This window comes from Sphingomonas sp. S1-29, assembly GCF_026167545.1.
GTDB lineage: Bacteria > Pseudomonadota > Alphaproteobacteria > Sphingomonadales > Sphingomonadaceae > Sphingomonas.
Window position 1 is genome coordinate 1,808,657 of the sequence record NZ_CP110678.1, and the last position, 19,636, is coordinate 1,828,292.

General features: G+C 68.7%; 17 protein-coding genes. 9 read left to right on the forward strand and 8 right to left on the reverse strand.

Going from position 1 to position 19,636, the window contains the following annotated elements; all coding sequences use genetic code 11:
* Positions 1-18 precede the first annotated feature (18 nt).
* Positions 19-1,047: a ferrochelatase gene (gene hemH, locus OKW76_RS08510; RefSeq protein ID WP_416221797.1), complete on the reverse strand. Its 1,029-nt coding sequence runs from the start codon at positions 1,045-1,047 to the stop codon at positions 19-21.
* Positions 1,044-3,281, reverse strand: a complete 2,238-nt coding sequence (locus OKW76_RS08515; protein ID WP_265548499.1) for a xanthine dehydrogenase family protein molybdopterin-binding subunit — start codon at positions 3,279-3,281, stop codon at positions 1,044-1,046. The genes hemH and OKW76_RS08515 overlap by 4 nt, the downstream gene beginning before the upstream one ends.
* 357 nt (positions 3,282-3,638) lie before the next feature.
* Between OKW76_RS08515 and lgt the strand changes: the two genes are divergently transcribed.
* The 5 genes from lgt (at position 3,639) to OKW76_RS08540 (ending at position 7,390) form a co-directional block, all read left to right on the forward strand.
* Positions 3,639-4,499 (forward strand): prolipoprotein diacylglyceryl transferase, encoded by an 861-nt coding sequence (gene lgt, locus OKW76_RS08520; RefSeq protein WP_265552853.1) that lies wholly within the window; start codon positions 3,639-3,641, stop codon positions 4,497-4,499.
* Between the two features lie 124 nt (positions 4,500-4,623).
* Positions 4,624-5,673: a class I SAM-dependent methyltransferase gene (locus OKW76_RS08525; protein ID WP_416221798.1), complete on the forward strand. Its 1,050-nt coding sequence runs from the start codon at positions 4,624-4,626 to the stop codon at positions 5,671-5,673.
* Positions 5,670-6,191 carry a GNAT family N-acetyltransferase gene (locus tag OKW76_RS08530; RefSeq protein ID WP_265548500.1) on the forward strand — a complete coding sequence of 174 codons (522 nt, stop codon included), beginning with the start codon at positions 5,670-5,672 and terminating at the stop codon, positions 6,189-6,191. Before OKW76_RS08525 ends, OKW76_RS08530 begins: the two co-directional genes overlap by 4 nt.
* Positions 6,188-6,952 carry a peptidoglycan editing factor PgeF gene (gene pgeF / locus OKW76_RS08535; protein WP_265548501.1) on the forward strand — a complete coding sequence of 255 codons (765 nt, stop codon included), beginning with the start codon at positions 6,188-6,190 and terminating at the stop codon, positions 6,950-6,952. The genes OKW76_RS08530 and pgeF overlap by 4 nt, the downstream gene beginning before the upstream one ends.
* 33 nt (positions 6,953-6,985) lie before the next feature.
* Positions 6,986-7,390: a DUF4126 domain-containing protein gene (locus tag OKW76_RS08540; protein WP_265548502.1), complete on the forward strand. Its 405-nt coding sequence runs from the start codon at positions 6,986-6,988 to the stop codon at positions 7,388-7,390.
* A 495-nt stretch (positions 7,391-7,885) separates the two neighbouring features.
* Here the strand turns inward: OKW76_RS08540 and OKW76_RS08545 are convergent, their stop codons facing one another.
* Positions 7,886-8,755, reverse strand: coding sequence for a 3-hydroxybutyryl-CoA dehydrogenase (locus OKW76_RS08545; RefSeq protein WP_265548503.1), 870 nt, complete (start codon positions 8,753-8,755; stop codon positions 7,886-7,888).
* Positions 8,756-8,816: 61 nt separating this feature from the next.
* Between OKW76_RS08545 and OKW76_RS08550 the strand changes: the two genes are divergently transcribed.
* Positions 8,817-9,908 (forward strand): DUF1176 domain-containing protein, encoded by a 1,092-nt coding sequence (locus tag OKW76_RS08550; RefSeq protein WP_265548504.1) that lies wholly within the window; start codon positions 8,817-8,819, stop codon positions 9,906-9,908.
* A gap of 97 nt (positions 9,909-10,005) precedes the next feature.
* On the opposite strand, the gene egtD is transcribed toward OKW76_RS08550, so the two are convergent.
* The 5 genes from egtD to gluQRS all read right to left on the reverse strand — a co-directional run bounded on the left by egtD (position 10,006) and on the right by gluQRS (position 13,965).
* Entirely contained in the window at positions 10,006-10,983 is a 978-nt protein-coding gene (gene egtD / locus OKW76_RS08555) for an L-histidine N(alpha)-methyltransferase (protein ID WP_265548505.1), read from the reverse strand.
* A gap of 1 nt (position 10,984) precedes the next feature.
* Complete coding sequence (egtB, locus tag OKW76_RS08560; RefSeq protein WP_265548506.1) at positions 10,985-12,244, reverse strand: ergothioneine biosynthesis protein EgtB; 1,260 nt, start codon at positions 12,242-12,244, stop codon at positions 10,985-10,987.
* A gap of 61 nt (positions 12,245-12,305) precedes the next feature.
* Positions 12,306-12,872 (reverse strand): cob(I)yrinic acid a,c-diamide adenosyltransferase, encoded by a 567-nt coding sequence (locus OKW76_RS08565; protein WP_265552856.1) that lies wholly within the window; start codon positions 12,870-12,872, stop codon positions 12,306-12,308.
* Positions 12,873-12,876: 4 nt separating this feature from the next.
* The gene (locus OKW76_RS08570) at positions 12,877-13,104 is read right to left on the reverse strand and encodes a twin transmembrane helix small protein (RefSeq protein WP_256505261.1); all 228 of its coding nucleotides are present in this window, start codon (positions 13,102-13,104) and stop codon (positions 12,877-12,879) included.
* A gap of 9 nt (positions 13,105-13,113) precedes the next feature.
* A complete protein-coding gene (gene gluQRS / locus OKW76_RS08575; protein WP_265548507.1) occupies positions 13,114-13,965 on the reverse strand; it encodes a tRNA glutamyl-Q(34) synthetase GluQRS in 852 nt (283 codons plus the stop codon).
* Between the two features lie 125 nt (positions 13,966-14,090).
* Here gluQRS and OKW76_RS08580 point away from each other — a divergent pair, with 125 nt between their 5' ends.
* From OKW76_RS08580 to OKW76_RS08590, 3 genes are all read left to right on the forward strand, one after another.
* On the forward strand, positions 14,091-14,657 hold the full coding sequence (locus OKW76_RS08580; RefSeq protein WP_256505263.1) for an HNH endonuclease: 567 nt from the start codon (positions 14,091-14,093) through the stop codon (positions 14,655-14,657).
* Positions 14,658-14,727: 70 nt separating this feature from the next.
* Positions 14,728-16,797: a S9 family peptidase gene (locus OKW76_RS08585; protein ID WP_265548509.1), complete on the forward strand. Its 2,070-nt coding sequence runs from the start codon at positions 14,728-14,730 to the stop codon at positions 16,795-16,797.
* Positions 16,798-17,049: 252 nt separating this feature from the next.
* Positions 17,050-19,119: a transglycosylase domain-containing protein gene (locus tag OKW76_RS08590; protein WP_265548510.1), complete on the forward strand. Its 2,070-nt coding sequence runs from the start codon at positions 17,050-17,052 to the stop codon at positions 19,117-19,119.
* Positions 19,120-19,636: the final 517 nt, after the last annotated feature.

Sequence of the window (19,636 nt, forward strand, 5' to 3'; positions counted from 1 at the left end):
CGGGCTAGGCTAGGCGGGCTATATCCAACCGGCAAGCTCTCGCGTCAGCAATGTCTTGAGCATCGCCACCCCGACCTCGCTGGCGTTAAGGCAGGGGAGATAGGCGAAATGGGTGCCGCCGGCTTCCTCGAAGCTCTCGCGGCCGCGGATCGCCAGTTCCTCGAGCGTCTCGAGGCAATCGGCCGAAAAGCCCGGCGCGAAGATCGCGACGCGGGTGATCCCCTTGGGCGGCATCGCCTCGAGCGTCTCGTCGGTTGCCGGGGTGAGCCATTTGGCGGGGCCGAAGCGCGATTGGAACGCCACCGTCATCTCGCGGCCCATCGCCTCCCCCAACAGGCGCGCGGTCTTGCGGCAGTGGCAGTGATAAGGATCGCCAAGGTCCAGCGTCCGCTGCGGCATGCCGTGGAAGCTGGCGATCAGCGCCTGCGGTTCAAAATCGAGCCCCGCCAGCCCCTCCTCGATCGAAGCCTTGAGCGCGGCGATATAGGTCGGGTCGTCATGATAGGGCGGCAGCGTGCGCAGCGCGGGTTGCCAGCGCTGCGTTGCGAGCTGCGCGAAGGCCTTGTCGTTGGCCGTCGCGGTCGTCGCGGCGCAATATTGTGGGTAGAGCGGCGCGAGCAGGATCCGCTCGCAGCCGGCATCCTTCATCGCCTGGAGCCGATCGCCGATCGCCGGGCGGCCATAGCGCATCGCCCAATCGACCATGACGTTCGGCCCGAACGCCCCCTGCAGCGCGACCGACTGCGCCTTGGTGACCGCGGCGAGCGGCGAGCCGTCCTCGCTCCAGACCTGTTCATACGCCTCGGCCGATTTCTTGGGCCGGGTGTTGAGGATGATGCCGCGCAGGATCGGCTGCCACGCGATCGGCGGAATCTCGACCACGCGGCGATCGGAGAGAAATTCGGCGAGATAGCGCTTCACCGATTTGGTGTCGGGGCCATCGGGGGTGCCGAGGTTCATCAGCAACACGCCGATCTTGCGCGCCATGACCGGCGGATGCTCGGGGGGCAGATGCGCGTGGGACAAGGTACCGGGGGGCAAGTTCATGGGCGTGACGGGTCCAGTGGCAGGCGGCGCAGGCGGATGCCCGATGCCGCAACGATGGCGTTGGCGATCGCCGGAGCGACCGGGGGAATAGCGATTTCGCCGACCCCACCGGGATCGGCCTGGCTGCGGATCAGCTCGACGGTGATTTCGGGCATGTCGGCCAGCATTGGCAACCGCAGATCGGCAAGCCGGCGCGCATCCGCAACCCCTGCCTTTAGCCCGGTCGAGGCGCCGATCGCCTGCGCCATGCCGAATACCAGCCCGCCTTCGATCTGTTGCAGCACGATATCGGGATTCACGATCCGCCCGCAATCGACCGCGGCGACGAGGCGATCGACGCGGACCTGCCCAGCTTCGAGCCGTGCCTCGGCGAGCACCGCGATGCTGCTGCCGCGAAACTGGTGGCAGGCGATCCCCTGCCCGCTGCCCGCGACCCCGCCCTGCCAGCCGCCGAGCGAGGCGACGGTGTTGAGGCAGGCGGCGAGCCGCAGATTCTGGCCGAGCATCTGGATTCGGAAATAGCTCGCATCGGTCTGCGCGACCTGCGCGAGCTCGTCGATGAAGCTTTCGGTGAAGAAACACGACAGCGCATCGATCCCGCCGCGCAGATGGCCACAGGGAAAGCCGAGATCGGCGGAGTGGTGATCGATCGCGTGATTGGGGATCGCATAGGGCGGCACCGCGCCCGACACCGCCACCGCATCGCCGCGGCCGGGCAGGGCGAGCGACCAGGCGGTGGCGGCGTCGCGCGACAATAGACGGTTTGCCATTTCGGTGCCGATCGCGGGGGTGCCGATCTTGGCAAGCCAGCCGCTCAGCCGCCCGTCGCGGTCGAGCCGCCCCGCCATCCGCGCGATCGCGGCGGGGCGCGGGCGGTCGCGGCCGATATCCTCGACGCGCGACCAGCTGAGCTGGACCGGGCGCGCCAGTTCGCGCGCAAGCAATGCGGCCTGTTCGGCGGCGAGCGTCTCGAGCCCCGCGCCGAACGATCCCCCCGCCTGCATCACGATCACCGTCACCTGGTCCTCGCCGATACCGAGCACCCGCGCGGCGGCGGCGCGCGCGAGCATCGGCGCGAGCGTCGGCAGCCAGAGCCGCAGCCGGCCATCCTCGAAAGTCGCGGTGGCGGTGGTCGGCTCGATCGCGGCGTGGAGCCCGATCGCGGCGTGATATTCGGCGGTAAAGACGCGCGCGCCGCGGAACGCCGCGCCGACATCGCCCGCCTTGGCGATCCGGTCGCCCGGCCCGTCGATCGCGGCGAGCAACGCCGCCTCGATACTGTCGGTCGAAGGCGCGCCGCCGCGGGTTTCGAAGCGCGGGCGGATCGCCTCGACCGCGCGATTGGCCGCCCACCAGTCGCTGCCGATGCCAGCGACCCAGGCTTCGTTGGCGACGATCTTGAGCACGCCGGGCAGATTATCGGCGGCCTTGGCGTCATGCCCGACAAGCCGGGTATCGCCGAGCGGCCCCTGGCGGATCGAGGCGAAGACCATGCCGGGCAAGCGGATGTCGCCCGCGAAATTGGCCGATCCATCGACCTTGGCGGGCGAATCGAGCCGCGCGACCGGGGTGCCCGCCAGCCGCGCGACATCGTCGTTGCGCAGCGCGACCGCGTCGGGGAGTTCTTCGTCGGCGGCCAGCGCAGCGAGCTCGGCGAAGCGCATCCGCTGTTCGCCATGGACGACGAAGCCTTCGGCGGTGGTGCAGGCCTGCCAATCGACGCCCCAGCTGCGCGCCGCCGCCTTGCACAACAACACCCGCGCCGCCGCGCCCGCCTGGCGAAGAATCGGTTCGAAATGGCGCACCGCGCTCGATCCGCCGGTGAGCGTCAGCCGCATCGCGTGGCCAGCCTGCGCGGCGGCGGGAACGGGAATGCGGTCGATCGCGTCGCCGAACAATTCGCGCGCGGCGAGCGGGTTGGCGTAGAAGGGGCCAGGCGGCGCGGGCTCGACGCCGATCGTCCGCCAGTCGGCGCCGAGTTCGTCGGCGACGATCTGCGGCAGCACGGTGTAGACGCCCTGACCGTGCTCGGTGACCGGCACCGCGACGATCACGCGGCCATCCTCGCCGATCTTGAGGAACGCGCCGAACGCGGTTTCGCGGTCACCCGCCACCAGGGTGGGCACATAGTCGCGCGGCCACACCGCCCAGGCGACGACGAGCCCCAGCCCAGCGCCCCCGCCGATCAACAGCCCGCGCCTGCTGATCCCCCCATGTCGCGCCGCCGATGCCATCGTGATCGACTTATCGCGGCGACGCCGGGCGCGCCAGTGGTTGTCGGGCGTGTTGGCGCCCCTCCCCCTCCTTCTCCCCTCCCTGGAAGGGAGGGGTCGGGGGTGGGTCGGTTCGCAAGGGAACGGCGCGCCAGCCAATCGGCCTACCCACCCCCAGCCCCTCCCTTTCAGGGAGGGGAGCAAAAAGGGCGGTCGGCCGTGCAAGCCGGCGGCGGCCTCCGAGCACGACGCTGTCACAGGACACCGGCCCTTCTCCCCCTTCCAGGAAGGGGAGAATACAGCTCGTGACCTTGGCCGAATCGCACGCTACGACGCTGCCGATCGTTCCTACGCCCCAAGGACCCGCTCGTGCTCGACATGCTAAGCCAGGCCACCGGCCAGTATATCCATTTCGAGCAGCTGGGGCTCGATCCGGTCGCGCTCGACCTGGGCTTCTTCACGCTGAAATGGTATTCGCTCGCCTATATCGGCGGCATCCTGCTCGGCTGGTGGTATCTGCTCAAGCTGCTCGCGCGGCCCGGCGCGCCGATGGGGCGCCAGCATGCCGACGACCTGATTTTCTACGCGACGCTCGGCATCATCCTGGGCGGACGGCTCGGCTATATCCTGTTCTACCGCCCCGATCTGTTCCTGAAGCCGCTGCAGGTGCTCAAGCTGTGGGACGGCGGCATGTCGTTCCACGGCGGCGCGATCGGGGTGATGATCGCGATCATCGTGCTGGCGCGCAAACATGGGCTCAACTGGCTGCGGGTGCACGACTATGTCGCGTGCGCGGTGCCGTTCGGGCTGTTCTTCGGGCGGCTGGCGAATTTCGTCAACGGCGAGCTGTGGGGCCGCGCGACCGACGTCCCCTGGGCGGTGGTCTTCCCGCGCACCGGGATGGACGTGCCGCGCCACCCCAGCCAGCTCTACGAGGCCGGGCTCGAGGGCATCGCGCTGTTCCTGGTGCTGGCGTTCTTCTTCTGGCGGACGCAGGCGCGCTACCAGCCGGGCAAGCTCGTCGGCATCTTCCTGCTGGGCTATGGCGCGTCGCGCTTCTTCGTCGAGTTCTTCCGCGAGGCCGACGAACAGTTGATGTGGCTGCAACAGGCGACCGGGCTGAACATGGGGCAATATCTGTGCATGCCGATGATCTTGGGCGGCGCATATCTGATCGCGACCGCCAAGGGCCGGCGCCAGCGGGTGGAGAGCATCGCGGGGCAGGAGAGCGTGGCGTGAATTTCCGCGCCGTCCTCCGTTCGTTTCGAGCGTAGTCGAGAAAGCTGATGGAGTGCTGCGCGGTGGTTTCTCGACTTCGCTCGAAACGAACGGTCTCGGCTGAACCCGCCCTGGGGGCCTCCGCGTGACCGAAGGCCCGCTTCCCGAACGCATCGCGCGGGCGATCACGCTCGCGGGGCCGATCGCGCTGTCGCAGTTCATGGGCGCGGCCAACGCGCATTATTATGCGACGCGCGATCCGCTGGGCGCGCGCGGCGATTTCACCACCGCGCCCGAAGTCAGCCAGATGTTCGGCGAGCTGATCGGCCTGGCGCTCACCGACCTGTGGCACCGCGCCGGCCAGTCCGATGCCGCGCGCTATGTCGAGTTCGGCCCCGGTCGCGGCACGCTCGCCGCCGATGCGCTGCGGGCGATGGCGACGGTTGGCCTCGCGCCGCCGGTACATTTCATCGAGACCAGCCCGGTGCTGCGCGCGGCGCAGGCAAAGGCGGTGCCCGATGCCGAATGGCATGTCGATCTGGTCGGGGTGCCCGACGACGGCCCGTTGCTGGTGGTCGCCAACGAGTTTTTCGACGCGCTGCCGATCCGGCAATTGGTCAAGACGCCGATGGGCTGGCGCGAGCGGCTGGTCGCCTGCCAGGACACGCTGTTCCTGCCGATCGTCGGCGATCACGGCTTCGACGCGGTGATCCCGCCGCAGTTTCGCGACGCCGAACCCGGTGCGATCCTCGAAACCTCGCCCGCCAGCGTCGCAGTGATGCGCGCGCTCGCCAAACGCATCGTCGCGCAGGGCGGCGCGGCGATCGTGATCGACTATGGCTATGTCGGCCCCGCGATCGGCGACACGCTGCAGGCGGTGCGCGGCCATGCCTTTGCCAATCCGTTCGAGGATCCGGGCGAGCAGGACCTGACCGCGCATGTCGATTTCGGCACACTCGCCGAAGCCGCCGCCGCCGAGGAAGCGGTGATCCACGGCCCCGTGGGCCAGGGCGCGTTCCTCGAGGCGCTCGGCATCGGGCCGCGCGCGGCGGCGCTGGCCCGCGCGCAGCCCGAGCGCGCACAAGCGGTCGCGGTCGATCGCGAGCGGCTGACCGGGGCCGAGGCGATGGGAAAATTGTTCAAGGTGATGGCGATCACCGCCCCCGGCTGGCCAGTGCCCGAGGGGTTTGCGTGATCGACTGGCGCGATGCCGGCCCCACAGATGCCGGCCCCACAGATGCCGACGCACTGGTGACGCTGGCGCGCGACAGCTTCACCGAGACCTTCGGGCATCTGTATCGCCCGCAGGATCTGGCGGCGTTCCTTGCCGGGCATACGCACGAGGGTTGGACCGCCGAGCTTGCCGACCCGGCCTATGCGGTGCGGATCGGCGAGGCGGACGGGCGCGCCGTTGCCTATGCCAAGCTCGCCCCGCCCAAGCTGCCGATCGAGCCACGCGGGCCGGCGATCGAGCTGCGCCAATTCTATCTGCTCAAGCCCTGGCACGGTCAGGGCCATGCCGACACGCTGATGGCGTGGGTGATCGCCACCGCGCGGGCGCGCGCCGCGAGCGAAATCTTCCTGTCGGTGTTCATCGACAATCACCGCGCACGGCGCTTCTACCAGCGCTACGGCTTTATCGAGGCGGGCAGCTATGCCTTCATGGTGGGCGATCATGCCGACGAGGATATACTGATGCGGTTGCCACTGTGAGCGAGGTCGAAGTCATCCGCGCCGCCGCGCTCGACGGGGTGCGCCACGGCTTTCTGGGGCGGCGCGGCGGGTTTTCGGGCGGAATCCATGCCGGGCTCAACGTCGGGCTGGGATCGGCCGACGATGCCACGACGGTCGCCGAGAATCGCGCGCTGGCGAGCGCAGCGGTCGCGCCGGGGGCGCGGCTGCTGACGCTGTACCAGGTCCATTCGGCCGATGCGGTGACGGTGCTCCAGCCGTTCGACGAGAAGTTTCGCCCGCACGCCGATGCGCTGGTGACCGATCGGCCCGACCTCGCGCTCGGCATCCTGACCGCCGATTGCGCGCCGGTGCTGCTGGCCGATCCTGCCGCCGGCGTCATCGGCGCGGCGCATGCCGGGTGGAAGGGCGCGCTCGGCGGCGTCACCGACACGACGATCGCGGCGATGGAAGCGATCGGCGCCAAGCGCGAGCGGATCGTCGCGGCGATCGGCCCGTGCATCGCGCGCGCGAGCTACGAGGTCGATGACGGCTTCCGCGACCGGTTCCTGGCCGGCGACCGCGAGAATGAGCGCTTCTTCGCCGATGCCCGGCCCGGCCATGCGCGCTTCGACCTCGAAGGCTATGTCGCGCACCGGCTGGCCGCCGCAGGGATCGCGCGGATCGAGGCGATGGGGCTCGACACCTATGCCGATCCGCAGCGCTTCTTCAGCTATCGCCGCGCGACGCATGCCGGCGAGCCCGATTATGGCCGCCAGATTGCGATCATCGCGCTGGGCTGAGCAACCGATCGCGCGGCCGCGCATTGGGGGAAGATGCTAGCCCCCTTCCTGATCGGCATCGCCGCCGGCCTCCGCTCGATGACCCCGCCCGCCGCGGTCGCGCTTCGCCGACACCGGCGCTTCGCGGGGCCAGTGCTCGCGGTGGCAGCGCTGGGCGAACTGGCGGTCGACAAGCATCCGCGCGCACCCGATCGCACCGATGCTGGCGCGGCGGCGGGGCGGATCGTCAGCGGCGCGCTGGCGGGCGCGTTCGTGCGCGGCGGCCGGGTGTCGGTCGTCGGCGGGATCGCGGGCGCCGCGGGTGCGGTAGTGGGGACGCAATTGGGGCATCGGCTGCGCACCCGGCTGGCAAAGCGGTTGGGCAAAGACTGGCCGGTGGCGGTCGCCGAAGACGCGCTAGCGATCGGCCTGGTAGCACTGGCCCAGCGGCGGGCCTAATCCTCCCCCTTCAGGGGGAGGTGGCAGCCCGTAGGGCTGACGGAGGGGGCCTCGCCGCAAGCGCATCGCTCGCGTCCTCCCCCTCCACCACCGCTGCGCGGCGGTCCCCCTCCCCCTGCGGGGGAGGATGTTCAGGGTGCCGGCGTAGCACACATCACTCCTCCCCCTTCAGGGGGAGGTGGCAGCCCGCAGGGCTGACGGAGGGGGCCTTGCCCCAAACGCTCCGCCCGAGCCCGCCCCCTCCACCACCGCTGCGCGGCGGTCCCCAGCATCGGGTTGACCATGCCCCGCATGGTCAAGGATCGTCCGGGGGACGATCCGACCCGATGCTCCCTGGCGGCGGAGGATTTTCAGGGTGCCGGTGTAGCCGACATCACTCCTCCCCCTTCAGGGGGAGGTGGCAGCCCGCAGGGCTGACGGAGGGGGCGTAGCCCCAAACGCCCCGCCCGCGCCCGCCCCCTCCACCACCGCTGCGCGGCGGTCCCCAGGATCGGGTCAGCGCGTCGGCACCGGGGTTTCGCCCGAATAGTCGTAGAACCCGCGCTTGGTCTTGCGGCCATACCAGCCGGCTTCGACATATTTGATCAGCAGCGGCGCAGGGCGGAATTTGGGGTCGCCGGTCCCTTCGAACAGCACGCGCGTGATTTCCAGGCAGGTGTCGAGCCCGATGAAATCGGCCAGCGTGAACGGCCCCATCGGATGGTTGAGCCCCAATTTGCACGCGGTATCGACATCGGGGATCGTCGCCACCCCCTCGCCCACCGCAAAGCACGCCTCGTTGAGCATCGGCATCAGCACGCGATTGACGATGAAGCCCGGCGCGTCGTTGGCGTGGACGATTTCCTTGCCCAGCGACTGGCCGAATTTCTCGACCGCAGCGACGGTGGCGTCGCTGGTGGCAAGCCCGCGGATCAGCTCGATCAGCCCCATCACCGGCACCGGATTGAAGAAATGCACCCCCATGAAGCGCGCGGGATCATGCGATGCCTGCGCCAGCCGGGTGATCGGGATCGACGAGGTGTTGCTCGCGAGGATCGCGTTCGGCGACAATACCTTCCCGACCGTCTCGAAGATCTGGCGCTTCACCGCCTCGCGCTCGGTCGCGGCTTCGATCACCAGTTCGCAGGGGGCCATCGCCGACACGTCATCGACGCATTCGATGTTCGCCAGCGCTTCGTCGCGCGCCTGCGCGGTCAGCTTTTCCTTGTCGACCAACCGGGCGAGCGCCTTGGCGATTCCCGCCTTGCCCGCCTCGGCGCGGGCCTTGTCGACGTCCGACAGCAGCACGGCATAGCCCGCCTGTGCCGATACCTGCGCGATTCCCGCGCCCATCTGCCCCGCCCCGATCACGCCAACGCTTTGCATGCAAATCCTCCCGATTTCGGTACTTGTGCGACGCCATTACCCGGTAGATGTTCCCGGCACCATGCACCGCACGCTCCTGATCGCCACTTCGCTCGCCGCGCTTGTCGGCTGCTCCGCGCCCTCGCCCGCCAACGAGGTGGCGGTGAGCAATGTCGCCGAGCCGCCCGCCGTGGCCGCGCCACAGGTTGCGGCTCCCACCGCGCCGCCCGCCGCGACGACGCCGGGCGAGCTCAAGACCTTCGGCGACTGGACGGTAGGCTGCGACAATCTGCGCAACTGCCAGGCGGTGGCGCTCGCCCCCGAGGACGGGGTCGGCGACTGGCCCGCCTTTTTGCTGTCGATCGAGCGCGACGCCGGTGCCGAGGGCGCGATCCGCGTGACGCTGTCTGGGCAAAGCGAGGCGACCGCGCCGGTGCGGATCGCGATCGACGGCAAGCCGGTGGCCGAGGGAGGCCCAAGCTTTGCCGGTCCGCAGGCGCTGGCGATCGCCACCGCGATTGCCGGCGGGCGTAGCGCGGTGGTGCGCGCAGGCGGCGAGACCGCGATCAATTCACTCACCGGCGCCTCGGCGGCGCTGCGCTATATCGACGCACAGCAAGGGCGCGCCGACACCGCGGGCGCACTGGTGGCGAAGGGCGCCGCGCCCGATCGCAGCGTCGCCCCGGTCGCGCCGGTGATCCGTGCGATCGCGCCCGCGGGCACCGCCGCGACGCTGACGCCGGCGGTCGAGGCCGAGCTTCGCAAGACCGCCGAATGCGGCATCGCCGATTTCGTCGACGACGTGCCGCGCGCCGAAACGCACGCGCTGGGCGGCGGCACGACTTTGGTGCTGCTGCCGTGCGACCGCGGCGCGTATAACGCGATCGCCGCGCTGTTCGTGATCGGCGCCGACGGCAAGCCGGTGCCCGCCAAGCTCGATGCCGACACCGGCATGAGTCCCGAGGCGCAGCCGGTGCCGACGGTGGTAAACCCGGACTTCGCCCATGGCGTGCTCTCAACCTATGCCAAGGGGCGGGGCCTGGGCGATTGCGGAACGACGCAGTCGTTCGTTTGGGACGGTGAGCGGTTGCGGATGACCGAAATGGCGGCGATGTCCGAATGCCGCGGCAGCATGGATTACATCACGATCTGGCGGGCCGAGGTGGCGCGCTAACCCGCCGTTCGTTTCGAGCGAAGTCGAGAAACCGGGGTTAGCGGGCCATCAGCGTTTCTCGACTTCGCTCGAAACGAACGGTTGGGCCGGGCTTAGCTCAGGGCGCAGTCTCCGCCGGCTTCGCCTCGGCCAGGATCAGCGCGAACCACCCCTGCGGGTCGGTCCATTCGGCCACCGGAGTCCAGCCGCCCGCGCGCAGCAGCACGCGCGCGCCGCGTTCGCCATATTTGTGGCTGTTCTCGGTGTGGATCGTCTCGCCCGCCGCGATGGCGAAATCGCGACCGTCGACGGTGAAGGCGAGGTCGCGCGTCGCGCGCAGGTGCATTTCGATCCGCGAGGCATCGTCGTTCCAAACCGCCCGATGCTCGAACGAATCGATCGGAATCGTCCCGCCGAGCTCGCGGTTGATCCGTTCGAGCAGGTTCAGGTTGAACGCCGCGGTGACTCCGGCCGAATCGGCATAGGCGGGGACCAGCACGGCTTCGTCCTTCACCCGGTCGATCCCGATCAGCAGCAACGATCCCTGCCCGAGCGACTGGCGCATCGCGCGCAGCAGGTCGGTTGCCGAGGCGGGCGTCATGTTACCGATCGTCGATCCGGGGAAGAAGCCGAGCTTGGGCAATTCGGCCACCGCCCTGGGCAGCGGTACCGGGTGCATGAAATCGGCCTCGACCGGATGCACCGCCAGGCCCGCGAACTGGCGACTGAGGTCGGCGGCCGAGGCCCTGAGAAATTCGCCCGAGATATCGATCGGCACATAGGCGGCGGGGGCGACCGCGCGCAGCAGCCGGGGCGTTTTCATCGACGACCCCGACCCGAATTCGATCACCGCACGACCCGGCCCCACCGCCTCCGCCAGCGCCCCTGCCGCCTGGTCGAGCAGCGCGACTTCGGTGCGGGTGGGGTAATATTCGGGCAGGTCGGTGATGCGCTCGAACAGCTCCGATCCGCGCCGGTCGTAGAACCAGCGCGCGGGAATCGCGCGCGGCCGCGCCGCCAGGCCATTCAGCACATCGGCGCGAAAGGCCGGATCGGCTAGCGACGCCTGACCGTCCTCGAATTCGGGTTTCAGCATGTCAGAGGTCCTTGGCGAGCCGGACGCCGGTGAACTGCCAGCGCTGGTGCGGATAGAAGAAGTTGCGGTAGCTCGCGCGCACATGCCCGCGCGGGGTGGCGCAGCTGCCGCCGCGCAGCACGAACTGGCCGCTCATGAACTTGCCATTATATTCGCCGACCGCGCCCTCGGCAGTCTGGAACCCCGGATAGGGGCGATAGGCGCTGCCGGTCCATTCCCAGACATCGCCGAAAAAGGCGGGGCCGCCGGTCGACGGGCGCGGTTCGACCGGGCCGGCGGTATCGAGCAGATTGCCACCCTGCGGATCATGCGCCGCGGCGGCGGCTTCCCATTCAGCCTCGGTCGGCAAACGGACGCCCGCCCAGGCGGCATACGCATCGGCCTCGAAGAAGCTGACATGCGTCACCGGCGCGGCGGGATCGACCGCGCGGCGACCGTCGAGCCCGAAGCGAGTCCAACCCTCCCCCTCGCGCTGCCAATAGAGCGGTGCCTCGATCCCCTCGCTGCGGACCCAGGCCCAGCCGTCGGCGAGCCAGTGGCGCGGCTCGGCATAGCCGCCATCGGCGATGAACGCCGCCCATTCGCCGTTGGTGACGGTGCGATCGGCAATGGCGTGCGGGTGGAGCAACGTGGCATGGCGCGGCCCCTCGCAATCGAAGGCGAAGTCCGTGCCGGCATGGCCGATCTCGGCGATCCCAGCCGCTCCCTCGGTCCAGCCGATCGGCGCGGGCATCGGCACCGGCACCTTGCGCGGCGCGGGCCAGATCGCGGGCTCGACCGGGTTCTGCGCGAACAGGTGCAGGATGTCGGTGAGCAGCAATTCCTGGTGCTGCTGTTCGTGGTTGCAGCCGAGTTCGATCAGCTCGAGCGCATCGCCGGGCAAGTCGCCGATCGCTGCGACCAGCGCGCTATCGACCGCGTGGCGATAGCCGAGCACTTCGTCGAGCGTCGGGCGGGTGATCATCCCGCGCCGGTTGCGCGCGTGGCGCGCGCCCTCGGCCTCGTAATAGCTGTTGTAAAGGAACGGAAAGCGCGCGTCGCGGAGCGTGTAACCGGGCACATGATCGCGCAGCACGAAGGTTTCGAAGAACCAGGTCGTATGCGCCAGATGCCATTTGGCTGGCGATGCATCGTCCATCGACTGGATCGTCGCATCGGCATCGCTCAGCCGTGCGACGAGCGCCGCGCTCAGGCCGCGCACCGCCTGGAAGCGCTGCACCAGTTCGTCGGGGGCAAAGGCACGATCGCGGCGTGGCTGCATGGCGAAAACTCCGGGGGCAAGCAACGAACGCCGCAGGGCGAGGTCGGACGGCGAGCGACGCCTAGCGTGACGCTCCGGGAACCCACAAAACGTCGCCCGTCGCCATTTTGTTCACATGCCGCGACAAAACAAACAGCAGGTCGGACAGCCGGTTGATGTACATCAACGCCGCCGGGTTGAGCGGCGCGGCCTCGTTCGCCGCGACCATGCTGCGCTCGGCACGGCGCACCACCGCGCGCGCGACATGCAGCGCCGCCGCGACCGGATCGCCGCCGGGGAGCACGAAGCTGGTCAGCGGATCGAGATCGTCATTGGCGCGGTCGATCGCTTCCTCGAGCCGCTCGACCTGGCCTTCGGTGACGCGGAGGTCGTGCGCGCCGGGTTCTGGCCCCCAAGGCGTCGCGAGGTCGGCGCCAAGGTCGAACAGTTCGTTCTGGATGCGCAGCAGCAGCTCGCGCTGCGCTCCGGCGGCCATCTGGACCACCACGACGCCGAGCACCGAATTGGCCTCGTCGACATCGCCGATCGCCGCCATCAGCGGCGCGCTCTTCGAGATGCGCGAGCCATCGACCAGCCCCGACGTCCCGGCATCGCCAGTGCGGGTATAGATGCGGTTGAGCTTTACCAGCGGATCAGGTCCGGCCGCCGACGAACAGGATCGCGACCACGATCAGGATCGCGATCGCTTGAAAGAAGATGCGCGCCTGCATCATCTTGTTCGATCGCAGCGCCGGCGCGCTGACCCCCTCGCCTTTGAGTTCGGCTTCGGTCGTCTTCAGGAAGATGACGATGCCGCGAACCAACGCCACGACGGTGGCGAGCATCGCAGCGACGAGCAGGATGACGAGGAAGGTGTTCATGGGAAAGATTTAGGCCTTCGGGCTCGAAAATCCAACCCATGGCTGCCCTGTCCTTAGGGCGGTAGCGAAGGCGGCGCCGTCGATCCCCTCGGCGCGCATCGCCCCCAGGCTCGGCGCGCCGCTGCGCTTGGCGAGCCGCTCGCCATCGGCGCCGAGCACCAGCGGGTGGTGATGATAGCGCGGGGTGGGCAGATCGAGCAGCGCCTGGAGCAGCCGGTGGATGTCGGTCGCGCCGAACAGGTCGACTCCGCGCACCACGTCGGTCACGCCTTGCGCGGCATCGTCGATCGTCACCGCCAGGTGATAGCTGGCGGGGGCATCCTTGCGCGCCAGCACGACGTCGCCCTGCGCCAGCGGATCGGCGTGGACGGTGCCTACGCGCTCGTCATGCCAGTCGAGCGCGCCGACAATCGCCACCGCCGCCGCCATGTCGATCCGCCAGGCGTGCGGCTGCCCCATCCGCGCCGTGCGTGTCTCGGGCGACAGCGACCGGCAGGTCCCCGGATACACCGCGCCACCCGGCCCGTGCGGCGCCGAACCACTCGCGGCGATATCGGCGCGGGTGCAGAAACACGGATACAGCAATCCGCGCGCGCGCAATCGGTCGAGCGCCTGCTGATACCGCGCCAGCCGGGCCGATTGATACACCACCGGCCCGTCCCAGGTCAGCCCAAGCCATGCCAGATCCTCGAGGATCCCCGCCACATGCTCGGGCCGGCTGCGCGTGCCGTCGATATCCTCGATCCGCAGCAAAAAGCGGCCGCCGCGTGCCCGCGCGAAATCATGCGCGGCGATCGCCGATACTGCATGGCCGGCGTGCAGCCGCCCGGTGGGGCTCGGCGCGAAACGCGAAACGATCATCGGCTCCCTCCTTTGCTCGGTTCGCCCCAATTCAGCCCCCTTGACCGTGAGTCACGCGGCGTGCTGTCATACGCACGTCACGGTAAATCGCGACAGGGAAGCGAGTAGAGGGAGTTGGGAGCCTCATGTACCATCCCGATCTGATCCGGCACCCCGATGGTTGTCCCGCGCTGGTGCTCAACGCCGACTTTACCCCGCTCAGCTATTATCCGCTGAGCGTCTGGCCATGGCAGACCGCGATCAAGGCGGTGTTCCTCGATCGCGTGAACATCGTTTCCAATTACGAGCGCGAAATCCGCAGCCCCAGCGCGCGGATCAAATTGCCCTCGGTCATCGCGCTCAAGCAATATGTCCGCCCGTCGGCGTTTCCGGCGTTCACCCGCTTTAACCTGTTCCTGCGCGACAAGTTCACCTGCCAATATTGCGGATCGCTGGGGGACCTCACCTTCGATCACGTCGTCCCGCGCGCGCAAGGCGGGCGGACGACTTGGGAGAATGTCTGCACCGCCTGTGCGCCGTGCAACCTCAAGAAAGGCGGGCGCACCCCGAAGCAGGCGCATATGCCGCTCCACGTCACGCCGATTCGTCCGACGAGCTGGCAGTTGCAGGAACATGGCCGGCGCTTTCCGCCGAATTACCTGCACGCGACCTGGCACGACTGGCTGTATTGGGATGTCGAACTCGACGCGTAACGGTTTCGATTGCAACGATACTGACGGTGCTATAGCCTCCTAAGTCACCGCAAGGTTGGGGAGAAATAGCATGAAATATCCGTCGTTCGCGCGTGCCGCATCGCTGGCAGCGCTTAGTGCCGCGTTGCTCGCGCCATTCCAGATTTCGGCGCAGACCGCTCCGGCGCCCGCCGCCGGCCAGTTGATCCCGCGCGAGCTGATCTTCGGCAATCCCAGCCGGTCGGGCGCGCAGGTGAGCCCCGACGGCAAGCATGTCTCGTGGCTGGCGCCGGTCGACGGGGTGATGAACCTGTGGGTCGCGCCGATCGCCACGCCGACCCAAGGAAAAGCGATCACTGCCGACAAGGGCCGCGGCATCACCCAATATTTCTGGGCACCCGATGGGAGCCATGTGATGTACGTCCAAGACGCCGGCGGAAACGAAAATTTCCACGTCTTCGCGGTCGCCGCAGCGGGTGGCGCGCCGCGCGACCTGACCCCCGTCGACGGCAAGGTCCGCGCGATGGTGCAGGGGGTGAGCAGCCTTCGCCCCGAGGTCGTGCTGGTCGGGCTCAACGATCGCGACCCGCAATTCTTCGATCTGTACGAGATCGATTACAAGGCGGGCACGCGCAAGCTGGTGCTGCAGAACCCCGGCTATGGCTCGATCCTGACCGACAACCAGTTCAAGCCGCGCTTCGGGATGAAGCAGGTGCCCGGCGGCGGATCGAGCGTCGAACGGCGCGAGGCCGATGGCAGCTGGAAGCCGGTGTTTCAGATCGCCAACGAAGACGCCTTCACCACCAACCCGGTGGGCTTCAACAAGGACGGCAGCGCCTTTTACTGGGTCGACAGCCGCGGCCGCGACAAGGCGGCGCTGATGCGGATGGACCCCGCGACGCTCAAGTCGACGATGATCGCGCAGAGCGACCGCGCCGACATCCAGGGCATCATCGCCGACCCCAAGACCTTCGAGCCGATCGCCTATTCGGTGAACTATCTCAAGAACGACTGGACCGGGCTTACCCCCGAAGCGAAGGCCGACCTGGCCTTCCTGAAGGGCAAGCTGCCCGGCGAGATCGCGATCACCTCGATCACCGACGATGGCCGGCTGGCGACGGTCGCGGCCTTCGCCGCCGAGGCACCGGGGACGTCGTATCTGTACGATCGCCAGGCCAAGACGCTGACCAAGCTGTTCGACGTCCGCCCCGAGCTTGCGAACTACAGGCTCCAGCCGATGCAACCGGTCGAAATTCCCACCGGTGACGGCAAGACGCTGGTGAGCTACCTCACGCTGCCCGCGGGCGCCGATGCCAATGGCGACGGCAAGGCCGACAAGCCGGTGCCGATGGTGTTGTTCGTCCATGGCGGCCCATGGGCGCGCGACGGCTATGGCTATAACGGCACCCACCAATGGCTCGCCAATCGCGGCTATGCGGTGCTGAGCGTCAATTATCGCGGCTCGACGGGGTTCGGAAAGGGCTTCGTCAACGCAGCGATCGGCGAATGGTCGGGCAAGATGCACCAGGATCTACTCGATTCGGTCGATTGGGCTGTGAAGCAGGGGGTCGCGACCCCTGACAAGGTGGCGATCATGGGCGGCTCGTACGGCGGCTATGCGACGCTGGTCGGGGTTACCTTCACCCCCGAGACCTTCGCCTGCGGGGTCGACATCGTCGGCCCGTCGAACCTCAAGACGCTGATGGAGAGCTTCCCGGCCTATTGGCGGCCGATGCTCGAGGGGACCTTCTACAAGCATATCGGCGACCCGACCAAGCCCGACGACGTCAAGCGGATGATGGCGCAGTCGCCGATCAGCCGGGTCGATGCGATCAAGGTGCCGCTGCTGATCGGGCAAGGGCAGAACGACCCGCGCGTGGTGAAGGCCGAGAGCGACCAGATCGTCGAGGCGATGCGCGCCAAGAAGCTGCCGGTGACCTATGTCAACTATCCCGACGAGGGCCATGGCTTCCAGCGCCCGCCCAACCGGCTGAGCTTCAATGCGGTCGCCGAGGGCTTCCTGGGCCAGTGCCTGGGCGGCAAGGCCGAACCGATCGGCGACGATTTCACCGGATCGACGCTGCAGGTGCTCGAGGGCGCGCAATATGTGCCGGGGCTGGCCGAGGCTTTGCCCAAGGCTGCGCCTGCCGGGGGGCAGTAAGCAAGCGGGGATGCGGTGAGGCACCGACCTCACCCCATCCCCCTTCCGTCACCCCGGACTTGATCCGGGGTCCACCTCTCCCCAACCACCGGCACGGGTTGTTGCACGCTGGACCCCGGATTAAGTCCGGGGTGACGGCTTGGGGTACGGCCCCGCCCCGCCCCCAACTCCCGACGTGACGAGGGTAAACCCGCGGTATATGCTGGCCACCTTGCGCGCAGCGTATTAGCGCGATAATACAGCAGCGGGCATATGCGTATCGACACTCTCGACCAATGGCGACCGACGCCCGCGCCCGGTGATCCGTTCGCCCCCGCTTTGTCGTCGCCCAACCCCGCGCCCCCCGCCCCGCCGCCGGGCGAACCCCCGCTGCCGCCATCATGGCGCCCGAGCCCGATGCGCTGGATCGCGCGCGGCCTGGCCGGGCTGATCGTGCTGCTGGTGCTCGTCATCGCGTGGCTGGCGATCACCGCGCCGATGTCGAAGTCGCTCGAACCGCCGGTGCCGCCGTCGGTGACCTTGCTGTCGGCCGAGGGCGACCCGATCGCGCGGCACGGCGCGATCATCGGCACGCGCGTCGACGCGACCAAGCTGCCCGCGCACGTCAAGGCGGCGTTCCTGGCGATCGAGGACCGCCGCTTCCGCAGCCATTGGGGAGTCGATCCGCGCGGCATCGCGCGCGCTTTCGTCAACAACGTGTTCACCAGCCGCTCGTCGCAGGGCGGCAGCACGATCACCCAGCAATTGGCGAAGAACGCCTTTCTCTCGTCGGACCGGACGCTGGGCCGCAAGGCGCAGGAGCTGATGATCGCCTTCTGGCTCGAAGCGTGGCTGACCAAGGACGAGATCCTGTCGCGCTATCTGTCGAACGTCTATTTCGGCGACAACGCCTACGGCCTCGACGCCGCCGCCAACCATTATTTCAGCCGCGACCCCGAGGATCTGAGCATCGGCCAGGCAGCGATGCTCGCAGGACTGGTCAAGGCGCCGTCGCGGCTGGCGCCGTCGAAGAACCTGTCAGGTGCGCGCGCGCGCCAGGCCTTGGTGGTGGCGGCGATGGCCGATGCGGGCTTCATCAGCGAAGCCGAGGCCGACGACGTGTCGCCCGCGCGGCTCAAGATGGCCAAGACCAAAAGGCTGCCGACGGGCTCCTATTTCGCCGATTGGGTGATGCCGCAGGCGCGCGACCAGGCGGGCGCGATCGGCGCCGACCAGACGGTCAAGACCACGCTCGAGACGCGGCTGCAGCGTGCCGCCGAACGCGCGGTGCGCAATGCGGGCCTGCGCGAGGCGCAGGTGGCGATCGTTTCGATGCGGCCCGACGGGCGGATCGTCGCGATGGTCGGCGGCAAGGATTACGCCAAGAGCCCGTTCAACCGCGCGACGCAGGCGCGGCGCCAGCCGGGATCGACCTTCAAGCTGTTCGTCTATCTCGCCGCCTTGCGCGCGGGGATGGAGCCCGACGACATGGTCGAGGACCGCCCGGTGACGATCGGCGAATGGAGCCCCAAAAACTCGGACGGGCGCTATCTTGGCGACATCAGCCTGGCGCAGGCGTTCGCGCGATCGAGCAACGTCGCCGCCGCGCGGCTGACCCAACAATTGGGGCCGAAAGCGGTGATCAAGGCCGCGCGCGACCTCGGCATCTCGACCCCGATCCCCAACGAGGCGACGATCGCGCTCGGCACCTCTTCGGTCTCGTTGATCGAGCTGACCGCCGCCTATGCCGCGATCGCCGCGGGCGAAGCGCCGGTGCGCGCGCGCGGGCTGTCGCAAGTGGCCGAGGGGAGCTGGCTCGAACGGCTGGGGATCGACACGCAGCGCATCCCCGCTCGCCAGCTCGAAGACATGCGAAGCCTGCTCGCCGGTTCGATCGCGCAGGGCACCGGGCGGCAGGCGCGGCTGTCGGTCGAGGCGTTCGGCAAGACCGGCACGACGCAGGACAATCGCGACGCGCTGTTCATCGGCTATGCCGACGGCATCGTCACCGGCGTGTGGGTCGGCAATGACGACAATACGCCGAACGCCGGGCTGTCGGGCGGCGGCGTGCCTGCGCGGATCTGGCGCGACTATATGATGCGCGCGACCGGCGCGAGCGCGGGCGGCCGCCCGCCCGAGGCGATCGAAGTCGTCGAGGAAGCCGCGAACGTCGCTGAGATGCTCGGCGACGAATTCGGCGTCGAGGTGCCACCGATCGACCTTCAGGGCGAGTTCGAAGGGCTCGGGCTGAACCTGCGCGTCGGCCCCGATGGCGAGATCGAGATGGGCCCCGGGGAAAGGCGCCGCGAAGAGGAACCGCCGCCCGAAGAGGAAGCGTTCTGAACCTAACGCACCTCCCCCGCCAGGGGGAGGCGGACGCTCCAGCGTCCGTCAGAGGGGGCGGATAGGGAAACCGTGGTGGCGCATACCGAAGCGCATCGCTTACCTCCCCCTCCGTCAGCCGCTGGCTGACACCTCCCCCTGGCGGGGGAGGACCATGCTGGTCGAAGCTTCGCGTCGGTCGCAACCCAAACCGCCCGGGGTGCCGCCCACCCCAAATCCTCCCCCGCCAGGGGGAGGTGGCGGGCGCCTCGGCGCCCGTCGGAGGGGGCGGATGGGGGAACCGTGGTGGCGCATACCGACGCGCATCGCTTACCTCCCCCTCCGTCAGCCTTTGGCTGACACCTCCCCCTGGCGGGGGAGGATCATGCCGGCCGAGCTTGGGGTCGGTCGTGACCCAAATCGCACAGGATGCCGCCCACCCCAAATCCTCCCCCGCCAGGGGGAGATGGCGGGCGCCTCGGCGCCCGTCGGAGGGGGCGGATCAGGAAATCGTGGTGGCGCATACCGAAGCGCATCG

Bases quoted from the DNA above. Each gene is read 5' to 3' on its own strand.
- hemH (WP_416221797.1), bottom strand. From the start codon at position 1,047: ATGAACTTGCCCCCCGGTACCTTGTCCCACGCGCATCTGCCCCCCGAG.
- OKW76_RS08515 (WP_265548499.1), bottom strand. From the start codon at position 3,281: ATGGCATCGGCGGCGCGACATGGGGGGATCAGCAGGCGCGGGCTGTTG.
- lgt (WP_265552853.1), top strand. From the start codon at position 3,639: ATGCTAAGCCAGGCCACCGGCCAGTATATCCATTTCGAGCAGCTGGGG.
- OKW76_RS08540 (WP_265548502.1), top strand. From the start codon at position 6,986: ATGCTAGCCCCCTTCCTGATCGGCATCGCCGCCGGCCTCCGCTCGATG.
- OKW76_RS08545 (WP_265548503.1), bottom strand. From the start codon at position 8,755: ATGCAAAGCGTTGGCGTGATCGGGGCGGGGCAGATGGGCGCGGGAATC.
- OKW76_RS08550 (WP_265548504.1), top strand. From the start codon at position 8,817: ATGCACCGCACGCTCCTGATCGCCACTTCGCTCGCCGCGCTTGTCGGC.
- egtD (WP_265548505.1), bottom strand. From the start codon at position 10,983: ATGCTGAAACCCGAATTCGAGGACGGTCAGGCGTCGCTAGCCGATCCG.
- egtB (WP_265548506.1), bottom strand. From the start codon at position 12,244: ATGCAGCCACGCCGCGATCGTGCCTTTGCCCCCGACGAACTGGTGCAG.
- OKW76_RS08570 (WP_256505261.1), bottom strand. From the start codon at position 13,104: ATGAACACCTTCCTCGTCATCCTGCTCGTCGCTGCGATGCTCGCCACC.
- gluQRS (WP_265548507.1), bottom strand. From the start codon at position 13,965: ATGATCGTTTCGCGTTTCGCGCCGAGCCCCACCGGGCGGCTGCACGCC.
- OKW76_RS08580 (WP_256505263.1), top strand. From the start codon at position 14,091: ATGTACCATCCCGATCTGATCCGGCACCCCGATGGTTGTCCCGCGCTG.
- OKW76_RS08585 (WP_265548509.1), top strand. From the start codon at position 14,728: ATGAAATATCCGTCGTTCGCGCGTGCCGCATCGCTGGCAGCGCTTAGT.
- OKW76_RS08590 (WP_265548510.1), top strand. From the start codon at position 17,050: ATGCGTATCGACACTCTCGACCAATGGCGACCGACGCCCGCGCCCGGT.